19 protein-coding genes are annotated in these 17,480 nt (G+C 65.5%); 13 read left to right on the top strand and 6 right to left on the bottom strand.

Annotation, left to right across the window (positions count from 1 at the left end):
• Window positions 1–441: an Rrf2 family transcriptional regulator gene (locus C2R25_RS10770; protein WP_103729179.1), complete on the bottom strand. Its 441-nt coding sequence runs from the start codon at window positions 439–441 to the stop codon at window positions 1–3.
• Window positions 442–827: 386 nt separating this feature from the next.
• Between C2R25_RS10770 and C2R25_RS10765 the strand changes: the two genes are divergently transcribed.
• The 4 genes from C2R25_RS10765 to C2R25_RS10750 all read left to right on the top strand — a co-directional run bounded on the left by C2R25_RS10765 (window position 828) and on the right by C2R25_RS10750 (window position 6,705).
• Window positions 828–1,874, top strand: coding sequence for a quinone-dependent dihydroorotate dehydrogenase (locus C2R25_RS10765; protein WP_103729178.1), 1,047 nt, complete (start codon window positions 828–830; stop codon window positions 1,872–1,874).
• Window positions 1,875–1,885: 11 nt separating this feature from the next.
• Complete coding sequence (gene ggt / locus C2R25_RS10760) at window positions 1,886–3,619, top strand: gamma-glutamyltransferase (protein ID WP_103729177.1); 1,734 nt, start codon at window positions 1,886–1,888, stop codon at window positions 3,617–3,619.
• Between the two features lie 78 nt (window positions 3,620–3,697).
• Window positions 3,698–5,527 carry a long-chain fatty acid--CoA ligase gene (locus tag C2R25_RS10755; protein ID WP_103729176.1) on the top strand — a complete coding sequence of 610 codons (1,830 nt, stop codon included), beginning with the start codon at window positions 3,698–3,700 and terminating at the stop codon, window positions 5,525–5,527.
• Between the two features lie 59 nt (window positions 5,528–5,586).
• Window positions 5,587–6,705 (top strand): putative zinc-binding metallopeptidase, encoded by a 1,119-nt coding sequence (locus tag C2R25_RS10750; RefSeq protein ID WP_103729175.1) that lies wholly within the window; start codon window positions 5,587–5,589, stop codon window positions 6,703–6,705.
• On the opposite strand, the gene C2R25_RS10745 is transcribed toward C2R25_RS10750, so the two are convergent.
• From C2R25_RS10745 to C2R25_RS10735, 3 genes are read right to left on the bottom strand one after another with little or no spacing between them, the layout of a single operon-like run.
• Window positions 6,702–7,484 carry a bifunctional sulfur carrier protein/thiazole synthase protein gene (locus C2R25_RS10745; RefSeq protein WP_103729174.1) on the bottom strand — a complete coding sequence of 261 codons (783 nt, stop codon included), beginning with the start codon at window positions 7,482–7,484 and terminating at the stop codon, window positions 6,702–6,704. The genes C2R25_RS10750 and C2R25_RS10745 overlap by 4 nt on opposite strands.
• 53 nt (window positions 7,485–7,537) lie before the next feature.
• Window positions 7,538–7,750: a sulfur carrier protein ThiS gene (gene thiS / locus C2R25_RS10740; RefSeq protein ID WP_103729173.1), complete on the bottom strand. Its 213-nt coding sequence runs from the start codon at window positions 7,748–7,750 to the stop codon at window positions 7,538–7,540.
• Window positions 7,751–7,767: 17 nt separating this feature from the next.
• Window positions 7,768–8,139 (bottom strand): MerC domain-containing protein, encoded by a 372-nt coding sequence (locus C2R25_RS10735; RefSeq protein ID WP_103729320.1) that lies wholly within the window; start codon window positions 8,137–8,139, stop codon window positions 7,768–7,770.
• Here C2R25_RS10735 and C2R25_RS20425 point away from each other — a divergent pair.
• The 5 genes from C2R25_RS20425 (at window position 8,138) to rpsI (ending at window position 10,789) form a co-directional block, all read left to right on the top strand.
• Window positions 8,138–8,275 carry a hypothetical protein gene (locus tag C2R25_RS20425; RefSeq protein ID WP_158250649.1) on the top strand — a complete coding sequence of 46 codons (138 nt, stop codon included), beginning with the start codon at window positions 8,138–8,140 and terminating at the stop codon, window positions 8,273–8,275. The genes C2R25_RS10735 and C2R25_RS20425 overlap by 2 nt on opposite strands.
• A complete protein-coding gene (locus C2R25_RS10730) occupies window positions 8,272–9,342 on the top strand; it encodes a COX15/CtaA family protein (RefSeq protein ID WP_103729172.1) in 1,071 nt (356 codons plus the stop codon). Before C2R25_RS20425 ends, C2R25_RS10730 begins: the two co-directional genes overlap by 4 nt.
• Window positions 9,339–9,659, top strand: a complete 321-nt coding sequence (gene cutA, locus C2R25_RS10725) for a divalent-cation tolerance protein CutA (protein ID WP_103729171.1) — start codon at window positions 9,339–9,341, stop codon at window positions 9,657–9,659. Before C2R25_RS10730 ends, cutA begins: the two co-directional genes overlap by 4 nt.
• A 132-nt stretch (window positions 9,660–9,791) precedes the next feature.
• Window positions 9,792–10,271: a 50S ribosomal protein L13 gene (gene rplM, locus C2R25_RS10720; RefSeq protein WP_103729170.1), complete on the top strand. Its 480-nt coding sequence runs from the start codon at window positions 9,792–9,794 to the stop codon at window positions 10,269–10,271.
• A complete protein-coding gene (gene rpsI / locus C2R25_RS10715; protein WP_103729169.1) occupies window positions 10,271–10,789 on the top strand; it encodes a 30S ribosomal protein S9 in 519 nt (172 codons plus the stop codon). Before rplM ends, rpsI begins: the two co-directional genes overlap by 1 nt.
• Window positions 10,790–10,915: 126 nt before the next feature.
• Here rpsI and phbB read toward each other — a convergent pair whose 3' ends face one another.
• Window positions 10,916–11,638 carry an acetoacetyl-CoA reductase gene (phbB, locus tag C2R25_RS10710; protein ID WP_103729168.1) on the bottom strand — a complete coding sequence of 241 codons (723 nt, stop codon included), beginning with the start codon at window positions 11,636–11,638 and terminating at the stop codon, window positions 10,916–10,918.
• A gap of 128 nt (window positions 11,639–11,766) precedes the next feature.
• A complete protein-coding gene (locus tag C2R25_RS10705) occupies window positions 11,767–12,492 on the bottom strand; it encodes a hypothetical protein (RefSeq protein ID WP_103729167.1) in 726 nt (241 codons plus the stop codon).
• Between the two features lie 308 nt (window positions 12,493–12,800).
• Here C2R25_RS10705 and C2R25_RS10700 point away from each other — a divergent pair, with 308 nt between their 5' ends.
• Genes C2R25_RS10700 through holA form a run of 4 tightly spaced genes read left to right on the top strand, consistent with a single transcriptional unit; the run spans window position 12,801 to window position 17,394 of the window.
• A complete protein-coding gene (locus tag C2R25_RS10700; RefSeq protein WP_103729166.1) occupies window positions 12,801–13,280 on the top strand; it encodes a DUF3576 domain-containing protein in 480 nt (159 codons plus the stop codon).
• A gap of 56 nt (window positions 13,281–13,336) precedes the next feature.
• Entirely contained in the window at window positions 13,337–15,856 is a 2,520-nt protein-coding gene (gene leuS, locus C2R25_RS10695) for a leucine--tRNA ligase (protein WP_103729165.1), read from the top strand.
• Window positions 15,853–16,353: an LPS assembly lipoprotein LptE gene (lptE, locus tag C2R25_RS10690; RefSeq protein WP_103729164.1), complete on the top strand. Its 501-nt coding sequence runs from the start codon at window positions 15,853–15,855 to the stop codon at window positions 16,351–16,353. Before leuS ends, lptE begins: the two co-directional genes overlap by 4 nt.
• A 6-nt stretch (window positions 16,354–16,359) precedes the next feature.
• Window positions 16,360–17,394 (top strand): DNA polymerase III subunit delta, encoded by a 1,035-nt coding sequence (holA, locus tag C2R25_RS10685; protein ID WP_103729163.1) that lies wholly within the window; start codon window positions 16,360–16,362, stop codon window positions 17,392–17,394.
• Window positions 17,395–17,480 lie beyond the last annotated feature (86 nt).

Below are 17,480 nucleotides of genomic sequence, written 5' to 3'. Positions count from 1 at the left end.
TCAAACTTCCTCGACGAACTGGGTCAGCGCCACTTGGGCGAGTGCCCCGCGCACGGCCGCGTTGACTTGCGGCCAGTGGGATCTCGTGGTGCAGGCACCCTCCAGCGTGCAGTCGCTCTTCACGCGGTCGATGCAGGCCGTGAGGGCGATGGGCCCTTCTACCGCCTCGACGATGTCCGCAAGCGAAATCGTTGCAGGTGGACGGGCGAGTCGCAAACCGCCGCCGGCCCCGCGGGACGAACGCATGAGGCCGGCCGCCGAAAGCTTGCTCACCAGCTTCTGCACGGTAGGAGCGGGAAGGCCCGTCTCCTCCGCCAGCTGCGCAGCGGAGACGCGCCCCCGCTTGCCGCCGGCCTGCTCGATGAGCGAGCAGGTGCCGCAATGCCGCGCCGCAGCGGACATGATGACGACAGCGTAATCGGCCATGCTGGACAGGCGCATGCGGGCTTTCGGGTCCTGCGATTAAATCGGATCAAATCTTTCCGATTTCACCTAGTGCACTGCAACGCAAGTTTCAATGCCGAGTTGACCGGAAAAGCGGCAGGGCCGGTTCACAGCCGGAACGGCGACGATCCTCCGCTCCGCGCCTCACACGAAAAAAAGGCGGCTCCCGCCGATGCGGGAGCCGCCCTTGAGGTGTAAAGAACTCGAACGCATCCCGCGACGAGCCCTTCGGGTCGCGGCGCCCATTTATGCTACGGGAAAGGCGATTTATTGTATAATCGCGACATGTCGCAGCCGGCCGTAAAGCTGCTGCTGCGATTTTCCTGCAGGGGGCTGCAATAAGAAGCGTTTGAGCAACACCTCTCCCGGCGTTATGCGGCAGCGTGCTCTATTCCTTTTTCCGTCCCGCCCTGTTCCGCATCGATGCCGAGAAGGCCCACGGGCTTGCCGTGAAGGCCCTGAAGCTCGGGTCCAATCCCGATGCACAAAAGGCCGATCCTGCGCTTGCCACCGAGGTTGCCGGTATCGCTTTTCCCAACCCGGTGGGAATGGCGGCCGGGTTCGACAAGGACGGAGAAGTGCCCGATGCCCTGCTGGGACTGGGCTTCGGTTTTGCCGAAGTGGGCTCGATTACCCCTTTGCCGCAGGCTGGCAATCCCAAGCCGCGCCTGTTCCGCCTGGAAGAGGATAAGGCGGTCATAAACCGCATGGGCTTCAACAACGGCGGCGCGCAAGCGGCGGTCTACCGGCTTGAAGCGCGACTCGGGCGCCCGGGCGTCGTCGGCATCAACATCGGGGCGAACAAGGATTCGAACGATCGCGTGGCCGACTATGCCATCATGGCCCGCCTGATGGCGCCGCTGGCGAGCTACCTGGCCGTGAACATCTCCAGCCCGAACACCCCCGGCCTGCGGGCGCTGCAGGACGAATCGGCATTGGTCGGCCTGCTCGACGCCGTCATCGAGGCTCGGGACGCCGCCTGCTCGGAAGCGGTCCGCCCTCCCGTGTTCCTCAAGGTGGCGCCGGATCTCGAGCCTGCGGACATCGATGCGATCGCACGGATCGCAATCGAAAAAGGGCTGGGCGCGCTGATCGTCTCTAACACCACGATCTCACGGCCGGCTCTGGCCTCCGCCCACAGGAATGAAACCGGCGGGCTCTCCGGGGCTCCGCTGCGCGACCTCGCGCAGCAGCGGCTCCGTGACTTCCGGCAGGCGACCGGCGGCGCCGTGCCGTTGATCGGTGTTGGCGGCATCGCTACGGCCGACGATGCCTGGGCGCGGATCAGGGCGGGGGCGAGCCTCGTTCAGCTGTACAGCGCGATGGTCTACGAAGGGCCGCGGATTGCCAGATCGATCGGCAAAGGCCTGCGCGAGCTCATGCGCCGTGATGGTTTCGCCTCGATTGCAGAGGCGGTGGGAAGCGAATAAGCCTGCCCCTGATGTCCGGAAAGCTGATCCTGGGGCTCGCCGCCTCGCTCGTCCTGTCTGGTTGCGCCGGCCTGGTGGCAACCACCTCCCCCACGACCCGTCCCGAAGCGGCGGCACCGGCTGCGCCTGCCGTGTTCGATGCCGGGATGGTCAGTGCCGCCGATCCGCGCGCCGCAGAGGCCGGCGCAACGATCCTGCGCCGGGGCGGGAGCGCGACCGATGCGGCCATAGCCACCATGCTGGCCCTCACCGTGGTCGAGCCGCAAAGCTCGGGCATCGGAGGAGGCGGATTCCTTCTTCTGGCGGACGCAGCGGGCGCCGTTCAGTCCCTCGACGGGCGTGAAACGGCACCGCAGGCGGCTACGGCGAACCGCTTTCTCGATGAAGCGGGCAAGCCCCTGCCATTTCGCAGTGCCGTCGTCGGTGGCCGCAGCGTGGGCGTGCCCGGCAACATCGCCCTTGCCGCAAAGGCGCATGCCGCGAAGGGCCGCCTGCCCTGGGCGGATCTGTTCCAGCCCGCGATCCAGCTTGCCCGTGACGGGTTCACGCTGACGCCTCGCGGATACCGTTCCCTCTCGAGGCAACCCGATGCGGGGGCTCACGACGAAGAGGCCCGGGCGATCTACTACGGAGCGGACGGAAAGCCGCTCCCGCTCGGCACGACGATCCGCAACCCCGCGCTTGTCCGCACGCTGGAGGAGCTTGCGCGCAACGGCCCGGACGGTTTCTACAAAGGCGAACTGGCGCAGCGGATCGTGGCCGAGGTCGCGGCGGAGACGCCGTCGGACGGAAAGATGACCGAGGCCGACCTGGCGGCGTTCACCGCGCCGGAACGCCCTGCTGTCTGCGGTACTTACCGCGTTTACCGGATATGCGGCATGGGGCCGCCGTCTTCCGGAGCCACGACGGTGCTCGCGGCGCTGATCCAGCTGGAAGGCTTCGATCTTGCTGCCCTCGGGCCGGATTCGCCGGTTGCCTGGCATCTGATCGCGGAGTCCCAGCGGCTGGCCTACGCCGATCGCGACCTGTTCCTGGCCGATCCTGATTTCGTCGACGTGCCGGTAGCGCAATTGCTGGACCGCACGTATCTGCGCCGCCGCGGCGCGCTCATCCAGCCTGACCGGACGATGGAGACAGTGACGGCCGGTCTTCCGACCAGGACCCTCGCGCGCGGAGCGGGATACGAAGAACGCGGCACCACCCATTTCGTCGTGATCGACCGGCAAGGCGAAGTCGCCTCGTGGACGTCGACGATCGAGAGCGCGTTCGGCTCGGGTATCATGGTCGGGGGATTCTATCTCAACAATGAGTTGACGGACTTCAGCTTCGTGCCGCATCGGGACGGCCGCGAGGTGGCGAACCGGGTCGAGGGCGGCAAGCGGCCGCGCAGTTCGATGTCGCCCACCGTCGTCTACGGACCCGATGGCAAGCTGCTCCTCGTCGTCGGCGCCGCTGGCGGCGCGACGATCCCCGTGCAGGTGATCCGTGCGCTGGTGGGGGTGCTCGACTGGAAGCTGCCGGTCGATCGCGCTCTCGCCCTGCCGGTGCTGTTCGCCCCGGGCGACACCGTCACCGTCGAACAGGGGTCGAAGCTGGAGACGATGATCCCGGCGCTCCGGGCGCTGGGCCATGGTTCTGTCCGCGCGGCGGAGATGCCGCTCAAGACCAACGCGGTCCAGGTCATCGACGGCCGCCTCGCCGGGGCCGGGGATCCGCGCTCCGAAGGCGTGGCCATCGCGCAGTAACTTCGCGGCAACCTGCCGCCGCACACAGACGTTCGAAAAGATCAGCCAAAAAGACAGCCGAGAGGATACCGGGCCACTATGGAAATCGCCGACTTCGATCGGAGCCCCAATGTTGTGTCGTTGTTCTTCGCCCGTGCGGATGCACTGGGCGAGGTTCCCATGCTGTGGTCCAAGCAGGGCGGCCAGTGGCGCTGCATCACCTGGGCCGAGGCGGCTCGCCGCGTCAGCCTGATCGCGGCCTCCCTGCGCCGGAACGGCCTGAACGATGGGGACCGCGTGCTCATCGTGGCGGAGAACCGCCCGGAATGGTGCCTGGCCGACATCGGGATCATGGCTGCAGGTTGCGTGACGGTTCCGACCTACACGACCAACACGATGCGCGATCATACCCATATTCTCGAAAATTCGGGTGCTCGCGCGGCCATCGTTTCCACCGAGAAGCTGGCACGTACCCTGCTTCCGGCCGTGGTCCAGACCGACCTGTGCCAGCTGGTGGTGGGCATGGAGACGCTGCCGGCCATGCAGGGCGGGGCCTACGAGACGCTCGCCTGGGAGGATCTGCTGCAGGGAGATGCGGCCGCCGCGCGGGCGGAAGTGGACCAACGGATCGCCGGGATCGGGCGTGGGGACCTGGCATGCGTCATCTACACCAGCGGCACGGGCGGGGCGCCGCGTGGCGTGCGCCAGCATCACGGTATGCTTTTGTGCAATGTCGCGGGCGCGGCCGAAGTCATCGCCGACGATTTCGGCTGGGATCAAGGCGGCCGCTCGGGCCAGGGGCAGCGAGAGATCTTCCTCTCCTTCCTGCCTCTTAGCCATGCCTACGAGCATACCGGCGGGCAGTGGCTGCCGATCGGCCTGGGTGGCGAGATCTACTACTCCGAAGGACTGGAGAAGCTGGCGGCCAATATCGAAGAGGTCCGCCCTACGGTCATGGTGGTGGTGCCGCGCCTGTTCGAGGTGCTGCGTACGCGGATCATGAAGCAGATCGAGAAGCAGGGCGCCGTGGCCAGCCGGCTGATGGACTGGGCCATCGCGGGGGGCGTGCGCAGCCAGTCGGGCAAGCCCGGTCTGCTTGATCGCCCGCTGGATCTCCTGCTCGAACGCACGCTGCGGCCCAAGGTGCGGGCACGCTTCGGCGGCCGGATCAAGGCGCTCGTGTCGGGAGGAGCGCCGCTGAACCCGGAAATTGGCGTGTTCTTCGAAGCGATGGGGCTGACGCTGCTGCAGGGGTACGGACAGACCGAAGCCGGCCCGATCATCAGCTGCAACCGGCCGGCGGCGGGCGTGAAGTTCAGCACGGTCGGCCCGCCGCTGCGGGGGGTGGAGCTCAGGATTGCCGACGATGGCGAGATCCTCGTCCGGGGCGAGCTCATCATGTCCGGCTACTGGCAGAACGAGGCGGCGAGCGCGAACGTCCTCAAGGACGGCTGGCTGCACACAGGAGACATCGGCTTTATCGACGAGCGTGGCCGCATCGCCATTACGGATCGCAAGAAGGACATGATCGTCAACGACAAGGGAGACAACGTCTCCCCGCAGAAGGTGGAGTCGATGCTCACGCTCCAGCCAGAGATCGCGCAGGCCATGGTGTCGGGTGATCGCCGCCCGTACATCGTGGGACTGATCGTACCGGACGCGGATTGGGCCTTTCAATGGTCCCGGGAGAATGGGGAGACGTTCGATTTCCGCAGGCTGCAGGATCTTCCCGCTTTCCGCGCCGCCATCCGCGGTGCGATCGACCGGGTGAACGCCGAACTCTCCGTCATCGAGAAGGTGCGCCAGTTCACCTTCGCCGATGAACCGTTCTCCATCGAGAACGAGGAGATGACACCCAGCCTGAAGATCCGGCGGCACAAGCTGAAAGACCGGTATGGCGCTCGTGTGGACGCACTGTACCGGGCTTGAGGAAACGGTCGCGCGGCTGCTGCGTTGACGGGCCGAACGTCAACGATAGCGAGTGCGCGATGCGTGCCTTCCCGTGCCCCAACTGCAGCCGCCTCAACCACTTCGAGGTGCGGGTCTGTCCCGGCTGCGCGGCGACGCTGGGCTATGATCCGGCCATCGACGGTTTTCGCTTCCTGGCGGACGAGGCGACCGTGTGGAAGGATGAAGCCGGAAGCGTCGCGTCGGTCGTCGTGTGTGCCAACAACAACGACTACCAGATCTGCAACTGGCTGGTGGGCACCAACGACTGGACGCCCATGTGCCGCGCCTGTCGGCACAACCGCACCATACCGGACCTTACCGAACCTTCAGTCCCGCCGCGCTGGAGCAAGATCGAGGCTGCGAAGCGACGGCTCTTCCACACCCTTATGAAGCTCGGGCTCCCGCTGGACACCAAGGCGCAGGAGGCCGCCGGGACGGCATCCGGGGTACAGGGCCTCGCCTTCGATTTCCTTTACGACGCGGCGGCGGAACGGGCGGGGAGCCCCCGGATATTCACCGGCCATGACGGGGGCGTGATTACCCTGAACCTGATCGAAGCCGATGATTCGCAGCGCGAGCGCATGCGCAGCGCGATGGGGGAGCCGTACCGCACACTGCTGGGGCACTTCCGGCATGAAGTGGGGCACCACTTCTGGTCGCGCCTTGTCGAGACCGACCAGGCCGAGCTGGACGCGTTCCGCTCGCTGTTCGGCGATGAGCGCAGCGATTATCAGCAGGCGCTAAAGGCGCATTATGGCGAACAGGAAGCGAAGGTCTGGTCGGAGGACTATGTCAGCTACTACGCGACCGCGCACCCCTGGGAGGATTTTGCGGAAACGTTCGCGCACTACCTCCACATCGTCGACGTCCTGGCTACCGCAAAAGGCTTTGATCTGACCTTTGCGCCCTTTCCCAACGCGCCAGGCGACAGCGGGCTGCAGCTGGATATGGATCCCTATACGGCAGACGCCCGCACTCTCGTGCGGGCGATGAAGCCGCTGTCCTTTGCCATGAACGCCATGAACCGTTCGATGGGCCAGCCGGACCTCTATCCCTTCCACCTGTCGGACACGGTCGTCGGCAAGGTGGACTACGTCCGCAAGCTGGCCTGCAAGGCCCGGGCCGTTCCGGCCCGGGCCCTGATGGCGAACGGTTAGATCAGGCCGGCCAGAGGGCTGGAGGGATCGGCGTAGCGGCGCTGTCCCATGCGGCCGGCGAGATAGGCATGACGGCCCGCCTCCACCGCAAGCCTCATCGCGCGGGCCATGCGGACCGGGTCTTTCGCTTCCGCGATGGCGGTGTTCATCAGCACGCCGTCGCAGCCAAGCTCCATCGCCACGGCTGCTTCGGAGGCCGTTCCCACGCCCGCGTCCACAAGCACCGGCACCTTCGCGCCTTCGACGATCAGGCGCACGGTTACCTTGTTCTGGATGCCCAGTCCGGAGCCGATCGGTGCGCCCAGCGGCATCACGGCGACCGCTCCGGCGTCCTCAAGCTGCCGGGCGGCGATGGGATCGTCCACGCAGTAGACCATCGGAAGGAAGCCTTCCTTGGCGAGAATCTCCGTGGCCTTCAGCGTCTCGCGCATGTCGGGATAAAGCGTGCGAGCCTCGCCCAGAACTTCCAGCTTCACGAGATCCCAACCGCCCGCCTCGCGCGCGAGCCGCAGGGTCCGGATGGCGTCCTCGGCGGTGAAGCAACCTGCCGTATTGGGCAGGTAAGTGATCTTCTTTGGGTCGATGAAGTCCGTCAGCATCGGTGCCTTTGGATCGGACACGTTCACCCGGCGTACCGCCACCGTGACGATTTCCGCGCCGGATGCTTCGACTGCGGCGGCGTTCTGCGCGAAATCCTTGTACTTGCCTGTGCCCACGATCAAGCGCGAGGTGAAGGTTCGTCCTGCAACGGTCCAGGTGTCGGCGGAAGTATCAGTCACGAAGCGCGTCCTTTCGGGAAGCGGAAGATCAGGAAGGGCGGAGAGGGGAAGGCTCAGCCGCCACCGACGAAGTGAACGATCTCCAGTACGTCGCCGTCGGTGAGCGTCACGTCGCCGAGCGTGGAGCGCGGGGCGATCTCGCCGTTGCGCTCGACCGCAACTTTCTTCGGATCGAGCCCGATGGCGGCGACAAGGTCGGCGACGCTGGAGCCGGCAGGAACGCGACGGGATTCGCCGTTGACGGTAAGCAGGAGTTCGTCAGCCATGTGCGGCGAAATAGCGTTCAGCCGCCGCGGTGCAAGTTCCGAATGTGCGCGTAAGCCACCAGGGACACGCCGATGATCGTCAGCACGGTTTCCGCAGGGCCATGGCCAACCGCCAGAGCAAGCCCCATCAGGCCAAGACCTGCGCCGCCGATGACCAGGGGCGCGAGCTTGCCATGGCGCGCCACCCCGAATCCCAGCGAAACAAGGCCGACGACCAGCGCCAGGCCTAAGCCGATTCGGTGGATTTCCGGTGCCAGCAGCACCTCGCCGCCAAGTCCAAGTATGCCGACGAGCAGCACGCCAAGAACGCAGTGGACCGCACAAAGGCCGCTGAGGATGATTCCGGCGCGGTCGAGGCGGTCACGAAGGGCAAGGATGGCTGTGCGCATGAAGGTCATGTATGTGATGTTGTATCATTATTCAAGGCCGGACTCGGCAGGGGCACATCCGGTCGACGCAGCCCTTGCGCTCTTCGTCGCGAAACCGCAGGGGAGGGGTGTGCCGGAAAAAGAAGCGGAAACATGAGAGTGAATGACGGGCGCCCGATCATCGGGACCAGTGACGACATAATCGCAATGGTACGTTGGCTGCTCTTCGTGGCGGTGCTCGTCATCCTCATTGTGGCGGTGGGGGGCATAACGCGCCTCACCGAATCGGGACTGTCCATCACAGAGTGGAAACCGATAACGGGTGCGATCCCACCACTGACGGAGGTCCAGTGGGAGGCGGAATTCGCGCGCTACAAGCAGATCCCGCAGTACGTCGATGTAAACGGCCCGGCGGGAATGACGCTCGCGCAGTACAAGTTCATCTACTTCTGGGAGTGGGTCCACCGCCTGCTGGCGCGCGTGATCGGGTTAGCCTTCGCAATTCCCCTGGCGTGGTTCTGGTATCGGCGCACGATCCCTGGCGGGTACAAGCCGCGCCTTGTCGCCCTGCTGGCGCTTGGCGGCCTGCAGGGGGTGGTGGGATGGTGGATGGTGTCCTCCGGCCTCAGTCCGGAGGCGCTGGACCGGGTCAGCCACTTCCGCCTCGCCGCACACCTGCTGGTGGCGCTGTTTACTCTTGCCGGGCTGGTCTGGACCGCGCTTGACCTCAGGGGCTTGAAGCGGGGCGAACCGCGCGCCCGACTGACCGCCTTCGGTGCGCTGGCGCTGGGCGTGCTGGCGCTGCAGCTCTTCATGGGAGCGATGGTGGCGGGGCTGCGCTCCGGCTATGTAGCCGGTGCCGGATGGTGGAACTGGGACGCCTGGCCGCTGATGCAGGGCAGCTTCTTCCCCGAAGGTGTCGAATGGACACGTGGCGCGCTGTCGGCACTGGTCAACGATCCTTACCTCACGCATTTCGTCCACCGCTGGTGGGCCTGGGTGGTCGTGCTCATCCTCGTCGTGATGGGCCGCAAGCTGCGGGCACGGCGGCAGCGATTGGTCTCCGTCGCGGTGCACAGCGCGTTCGGCCTGCAGGTCCTGCTCGGCATCTTCACAGTCTGGTCGGGCCTGACGCTCTGGATCGCCGTCGCGCACCAGCTGTGCGGTGCGCTGCTGGTGGCCGCAACCGTTTGGGGGGCTCACGCCCTGGGCCGCCGAGTGTGAAAGGTGCGCTCATCTGGTGTCCGTTCCCGGATGAGACGGCGGCGCTGGCGGCCGTGGACACGCTGCTCCACGAGGGGCTGGTCGCCTGCGGCAATCTCGTTCCTGGCATGACCAGCGTCTTTATCTGGAATGGCGAGCGGTGCACCGCCCGTGAGGTCGGTGCGCTGTTCAAGACCACGAACGACCGGCTTGAGGAGGCGATCACCCGTCTCGGACAAGTGCATCCCTACGAAGAACCGACCGTTTTCGGCTGGGTGTGCGATGGGACCGCTCCCGCAACGCTGTCCTGGCTCGCCGGAGCGGTGGCAAAGGCGTAAGGTATTATTTTACCTCCCGGGAAAGCCGCGGATTGCTTGACTTGGCGCCCTGTTTCGACGATTTGGCCGCCTTCCGCGCCTTCAGGGATTCGATTCCGTGGCTGGCGCTCGAATTATAGGGATAGACCAGCCATGAAGGCGCTCACGAAGGTCACCCGGTCGATCAAGCCGGCCGAGGTGGAAAAGAAGTGGCATCTGATCGATGCCGAAAATCTGGTCGTCGGCCGTCTCGCCGTCGTCATCGCCGACCTGCTGCGCGGCAAGCACAAGCCGAGCTTCACCCCGCACGTCGACTGCGGCGATCACGTCGTCGTGATCAACGCGGAGAAGGTTCGCTTCACCGGCAACAAGCTCAAGCAGCAGACCTACTACAAGCACACCGGTTATGCCGGCGGCATCAAGGAAGTCACCGCAGACAAGGTTCTTGCCGGTCGCTTCCCCGAGCGCGTGCTCGAGAAGGCTGTCGAGCGCATGATCCCGCGCGGCCCGCTCGGCCGTGACCAGATGCGCGCACTGCACATCTATGCCGGCACCGAGCACCCGCACGGTGGCACTCAGCCCGAAGCGCTCGACGTCGCTTCCATGAACCGCAAGAACAAGGTGGGCGCATAATGTCCGACAACGAAACCGTGCAGAGCCTGTCCGACCTCAAGGACATCGCCGGCAACGTCACCGTTGCTGACGAGACTGTCACCGCCGCTCCCGTCTCGAACGCTCCGCTGCGCGAGCAGCAGATCGACGCGCAGGGCCGCGCCTACGCAACCGGTCGCCGCAAGGACGCCGTTGCCCGCGTGTGGATCAAGCCCGGCTCGGGCAAGATCATCGTCAACGGCCGTGACCAGGAAGTCTACTTCGCGCGTCCGACCCTGCGCCTCGTGATCAACCAGACCTTCCAGGTCGCTGGCCGCGAAGAGCAGTACGACGTGATCGCCACCGTCAAGGGCGGCGGTCTCTCGGGTCAGGCCGGCGCCGTAAAGCACGGCATCGCACAGGCTCTCGCCAAGTACGAGCCGGCCCTGCGTGCCGCCGTCAAGGCCGCCGGCTTCCTCACCCGCGACCCGCGCGTTGTCGAGCGTAAGAAGTACGGCCGCGCCAAGGCACGTCGCAGCTTCCAGTTCTCGAAGCGCTGATCGCTTCAAGGGCTTCGGCTTGCAAAAAAGGGGTCGCGGGAAACCGCGGCCCCTTTTTTCATGCCGGCGCAGCCCTGGTCGACAAAGGCCGGCTCCGGAGAGCCGGCGAAGAAGCCGGGCTCGGCCTCAGTACATGTGCTGGCCGCCGTTGATGCTCAGCGTGGAGCCGGTCACGAAGGCTGCATTCTCGGAGCAGAGGAAAGCGCAGCCGCGAGCGATTTCGTAGGCGCTGCCCAGCCGGCCGACCGGTATTTTGGCGACGATCTTCTCCAGCACCGGTGCGGGCACGGCTGCGACCATGTCCGTGTCGATGTAGCCGGGGGCGATGGCGTTCACCGTGATGCCGTACTTCGCACCCTCTTGGGCAAGAGCCTTGGTGAATCCGTGGATGCCGCTCTTGGCTGCGGCATAGTTTACCTGGCCGTACTGTCCGGCTTGGCCGTTGATCGATCCAATGTTCACGATGCGGCCCCAACCGCGGTCCCGCATTCCGGGAAACGTCGCCTTGGCGGTGTTGAAGCACCCGCCCAGATTGATGCGCATGACGTCATTCCAGTCGTCGAAGCTCATCTTGTGGAGAACGCCGTCGCGGGTGATGCCGGCGTTGTTTATGACGATGTCGATCGCGCCCACGTCCGCTGCGATGCGCGCGCAGCTCTCCTGCGTCGCATCGAAGTCGCCCACATCGAACTTGTAGGCCGGGATGCCGGTCCTCTCGGTGAAAGCCCGCGCCTTTTCATCGTTGCCGGCGTAGTTCGCCACCACCGTGTGTCCACGCTCCTTCAGAGCAAGGGAGATGGCCTCGCCTATACCCCTCGTGCCACCCGTGACGATTGCAACGCGCGCCATTCGTAACCCTTCCGTGTCTGAAGATCGACCGAGAGCACAAGGCTATGGAAGGATTATGACGGCGGCAAGACCATCACTTGATCAATTTCCCACGAACGTCATTGCATGTGCTGCAACCGGTGGCCTGCTCAGAACTTGAACTGAGTTCCTACATAGACCGCCTGGCTGTCCTGCTTGCCATCGGTCAGCGGGACGAGCCGCTCGCGGTCCTGGGAGTAGCGTACGCCTGCAGTGACATCGAGATTCTCTGTCACGCGGTAAGCGCCGCCGAAGTCGACCTCGCCGCCATCGACGGCGAAAGTTCGCGGCGCGCGCCCTGCAGCCTTCTTCTCATCGATCGAGATCCGGGGCGAGAAACGCGATTCGTCCTTGCGGCTGCTACCGGGCGAGAGGCTGAAGCGCTTGAGATCGGGCAACTGCGCCAGGGGGCGGGCAGGCGCCTGAGGGACCAGGTTCTGCGCGAAGTTCTGATACCCGCGCGAGACGCCGAGATTGAACGCGGTGGGCGCCATGTGGAGGCGATCAGCCGGTGCCGGGGACGACGAGGAGGGCGCGCGTCCCCTGACGATGATCGCCTGTGCCGCCTCGGGATCGACGCGGACCGCGACCGTCACCGCACGGTCCGGCCGGTTGGGAGTTCCGGCGGGCGTGAAGGGAAAAAGCTGTCCCTTGGCAAGCGAGCGCATCGATATGGCGCGGGAGAGATTCTCCTGCGTCGTCTCGCTCGCCAGCGGATCGATTTCCCCGCCACTCCGCGCGGAGGTGCCCTGCGTGAAATCGGCGGAGAACGCGAGCACCGCGCTCGGCAGGGCCAGAAGGCATACGCAACCGGCCAGCAGCAGGCTGCCCTTCATCCCACCTCGTGTCGCTGCCGCTCGTTCGCTGTTCATTTCCAGACCTGCCGCCTCTCACCGGCCGCCCATCCCCGGTGCGACCATGAGCTCCCGTTCAACACCGAGCGATGTTAACACGGGCTGATCGCCTCGAAAAGCCGGGTTCAACCCTGGCTGCGGACGTTCAGCGACGGCTAAGCCGCCCGGTGCTTGGTCGTGCTGCGGCAAGCCGCTCTTGCCGCTGGGCCAACGGCGGTTATAGAGGCGTCTTGACGACAGGTTCGGTATGGCCGTGCCTGCAGCCTCTGACAGCGGATTTGGGAACGAACATGACAGGCAGCACCGACAAGGGCCTCTTCACCGCGCGCACGCTGGCTTCCAGGGGGATTGCCCTCGGCTTCGGCGCTGTGGCTGCACTGGCGCTCGCCGGATGCGGCGGCGGGGAGAAGCGCGAAGTGGCCGCGCTGGCGCCCTCGCAGGTGACGACGATCGGGGTGAACAGCTACCTCTGGCGCGCGAGCCTCGATTCGGTGTCCTTCATGCCGCTCCTTCAGTCCGACAGCGCGGGCGGCGTCATCATCACCGACTGGTACGTGAATCCGAAGACCCCGACGGAGCGGGTGAAGGTGTCGATCGCTATCCTGGACCAGGATCTGCGCGCCGATGCGCTGCGGGTGACAGCGGTGCGCGAAGTGCAGCAGGGCGGCAGCTGGGTACCTGCGCCGGTGCAGGCCGCGACGGTCCAGAAGCTTGAGGACATCATCCTTACCCGCGCCCGTGACCTTCGCCGCGATTCGATCGGCGGCTGATCCTTAGACTCTAGACCAAAGATGCGGGCCGCGTGCGCGCAGGAGATCACACTGAAATGACCGAGCGGTTCGATCCTGCACAGGCGGACACGCGCTGGCAGGCTGCGTGGGACGAAGCGCAGAGCTTCCGCGCCGATGATACCTCGACCAAGCCCCGCAGCTACGTCCTTGAGATGTTCCCGTATCCTTCGGGCCGCATCCATATCGGCCACGTGCGCAACTACACGATGGGCGACGTGCTGGCGCGCTACAAGCGGATGAAGGGCTTTGAAGTCCTCCACCCGATGGGCTGGGACGCCTTCGGCATGCCGGCAGAGAATGCAGCGATGGAAAAGGGCGTCCATCCCGGTGGCTGGACGCGTGAGAACATCGCCAACATGAAGGCGCAGTTGAAGCGCCTCGGCTTCGCGCTCGACTGGAGCCGGGAGATCGCAACGTGCGAGCCCGAATACTATGGGCAGGAACAGTCGCTGTTCCTTGATCTTTACGAACACGGCCTGGTCTATCGCAAGGAATCGGCGGTCAACTGGGATCCGGTCGACCAGACGGTGCTCGCCAACGAACAGGTGATCGACGGGCGTGGATGGCGTTCGGGCGCGCTGGTGGAGAAGCGCAAGCTCTCCCAGTGGTTCCTCAAGATCACCGACTTTGCAGAGGAACTGCTCGAAGGCCTCTCCACACTGGACAAGTGGCCCGAGAAGGTCCGTACGATGCAGGAGAACTGGATCGGCAAGTCGCAGGGCCTGCAGTTCAGCTTCGATCTTTCGACGGGCGGCAAGGTCGAAGTCTACTCGACCCGGCCCGACACGATCTTCGGCGCAAGCTTCGTCGCCGTCGCCGCCGATCACCCGATCGCCCAATCCGCAGCTGTCGGTCGCCCCGAGGTCGAGGAATTCATCGCGCTGTGCAAGCAGGGCGGCACCACCGCGGCAGAGTTGGAAACCGCGGAGAAGCTGGGCTTCGACACCGGCATCACCGCGAAGCACCCCTTCACTGGTGCCGCGCTTCCGGTCTTCATCGCGAACTTCGTGCTGATGGATTACGGCACGGGCGCGGTCATGGCGGTTCCCGGCCACGACCAGCGCGATTTTGAATTTGCGACCAAGTACGCCCTCCCGATCGTGCGCGTCGTCGCATCGAGCGCTGAGGAAGCCGACAAGCCCTTCGCGGGCGAGGCCGAGACGGGTGACGGCGTTCTCGTCAATTCCGATTTCCTCAACGGCATGTCCGTAGCCGATGCCAAGGCCGCCGTGATCGGGCGCGCCGAAAGCGAAGGCTGGGGCTCGGGCCAGACGGTGTGGCGCCTGCGCGACTGGGGCGTCTCGCGCCAGCGTTACTGGGGCACGCCGATCCCGTTCATCCACTGCGAAGTCTGCGGCGTGGTGCCGGTGCCGAAGAAGCACCTGCCGGTGACCCTCCCCGAGGACGTCGATTTCCAGACGCCCGGCAACCCGCTGGTGCGCCACCCTACCTGGAAGCACGTGGACTGCCCGCAGTGCGGCCATGCAGCGCGCCGCGAAACCGACACGCTCGACACCTTCGTCGACAGCTCGTGGTACTTCCTGCGCTTCGCCAGCCAGCCTGACGACCGCCCGTTCGACCCCGCAAGAATTGCCGAGTGGCTACCGGTAGAACAGTACATCGGCGGCATTGAGCACGCGATCCTGCACCTGCTCTATGCCCGCTTCTGGACCCGGGCGCTTGCGCGCATCGGCAAGATCGAGGTCAAGGAACCGTTCGGCAGCCTGTTCACGCAGGGCATGGTCACGCACGAGACCTACAGCCGCATCAACGATGCGAACGGCCAGCCGGTGTTCTTCTCGCCCGGCGAAATCGACCGCACCGGCGAAGGCGCGACGCTCAAGGCCGATGGGGCGCCCGTCGACGTGGGTCGCGTCATCAAGATGTCGAAGTCGAAGAAGAACGTCGTCGACCCCGACGAGATCGTCGCGACCTACGGCGCCGACGCGATCCGCTGGTTCATGCTCTCCGACAGCCCGCCGGAACGCGACTTGCCCTGGTCGGAAGCGGGCATCGAAGGATGCGGTCGCTTCGTGCAGCGCTTGTGGCGCCTTTTCGGCCAGTATGATGCGGGTGCGACGGGCGAGGACAAGGCGCTTGACCGCAAAGTTCACCAGACGGTCGATGCCGCCGCCCGCGACATCGAATCGCTGGGCTTCAACAAGGCCGTGGCGCGCATCTACGAACTCAACGGGGCTATTGAAAAGGCAACCCCTTCGGCTAGCCGATCCAGCGCGATCCGCACGCTGTTGCTGCTTGTCTCGCCGATGATGCCGCATCTTGCGGAAGAAGCCTGGGCAGGCATCGGAGAGGGCCTGATCGCTGACGCCGCCTGGCCGGAAGTTGACCCGGCACTGCTGGTGGACGATGAGGTCACCGTGGCGGTTCAGGTCAAAGGCAAGCTGCGCGATACTCTTACCGTTGCCAAGGGCACTTCCAGGGAGGACCTCGAGGCGCTTGCCCTGGCGAGCGAGAAGGTGCAGCGTGCGCTGGATGGTGCGGAAGTGCGCAAGGTGATCGTTGTGCCGGATCGATTGGTGAATCTCGTCGCGTGAAGGCTCTCGTCGCTCTCACCGGTGCCGTGCTCCTCGCGGGTTGCGGGCTTCAGCCGATGTATGCCGGCGGGGGCAGCGGTGTCGTTGCCCGTGGACTGGCCGACGTGCAGGTTTCCGCGATTGAGGGGCGTGCGGGATGGCTCGTGCGCAACGCCCTTGTCGATGAACTCGGCGTTGGCGCAGGCAACGGCAGTGCCGCGCGCTACCGCCTCGATGTGCGTCTCGACGATCGGCTGGAAAGCTTCGCGCTGCTGTCGGACGACACCGTCGGCCGGGAGCGGCGCACCCTGCGAGCCCGCTACCAGTTGGTCGAGGTCGGCAGCGGGGAGATCGTGCTGGACCAGACGGCAGGATCCGATGCCGGCATCGATGTCGTGTCGTCGGACTACGCGACTATCGCCGCGGAACAGACCGCTCTGGAAAACATGGCAAAAGAGGTGGCGAACCGTATCGTCACCAATGTTGCGCTGCGTCTGCGCGGCGACACCAGCCAGTAAGCCGCGGTGAAAGCCACCCAGAAGGATTTTGCGAGCCTTGCGCAGCGGGCGGCCCGCGACGGGCGGGTGTTCTTCTTCTGCGGCCCCGACGAGGCCGGTGCCGCCGATGCGGCGGAAAAGATCGCTGCCCTGCTGCCCGACGCGGGCGAGCGCATCGAGATGGCAGGTGCGGAACTGCGCCGGGATCCGGTCAGGCTGGGAGACGAGGCGCGCTCCACCTCCCTGTTCGGCGGTGCCCGCCACATCTGGGTGCGTGCGCAGGGCGACGAAGCTCACGACGCCGTACAGGTGCTGTTCGAGAACGAGGTCGAGGGATGCCCGGTCCTGATCGTGGCCACCGGCGCTACGGACAAATCGCGTACAGCCAAGCTTCTAGCGGCGCGGCCGGATGGTCTGGTGGCGATGTTCTACCCACCCGATCTGAACTCAGCCACCGCCTCGGTGCGCGCAATGGCAAACGGGGCGGGCCTGAAGCTGGGCAGCGAAATAGCCGAGCGTATCGCGCGCGGAGCCGGTTTCGACACCCGGCTGGCCCGATCGGAAGTGTCCAAGCTCGCCCTCTACCTGGATGCGTCGCCCGAAACGCCGCGCCCGGTGACGAGTGCCGACCTCGATGCGATCGGCGCTTCCACGGAGGATGACGGCTTTGGATCCCTGGTCGATGCCGTCCTCTCCGGACGCCGCGAGGCCGTTGGTCCCGAATTCAGGCGGATGCGGGAGCAAGGCATGAACCCGGTCGGGCTGCTGCTCGCCTTTGAGCGCCGGGTCGCTCAACTGGCTGCGCTCAATGCCCGGATGGGGGGCAGCCGCGATGTGTCCGGCTTCCTCAAGGCTGAAGCGGCCGCGCGGCGCATCTTCTGGAAGGACCAGCCGGCGCTGGGGGCTCAGCTCCAGCTCTGGAGAGGCCCGCGCCTGGAGAGGCTCGTGGCACGGCTGGTTGCTCTCCACCAGAATCTCCTGGCCAATAGCCAGGATGGAGAGCTTCTATTGTCTGAAGGCCTGCTTACAATCGCGCGGTCGGCTCGTCCCAAAACCCGCTGAGAGTAGCGGGGCGCGGCCTGATGCACGCGCCTCTGTACTGACCGTCTTTGCAGCAATGCTGGAAGGCCAGGGCTTTGACGGCGCGT

The organism is Novosphingobium sp. HII-3, assembly GCF_002916655.1.
GTDB lineage: Bacteria > Pseudomonadota > Alphaproteobacteria > Sphingomonadales > Sphingomonadaceae > Novosphingobium > Novosphingobium panipatense.
This window is presented reverse-complemented; position numbering and strand designations above follow the sequence as displayed.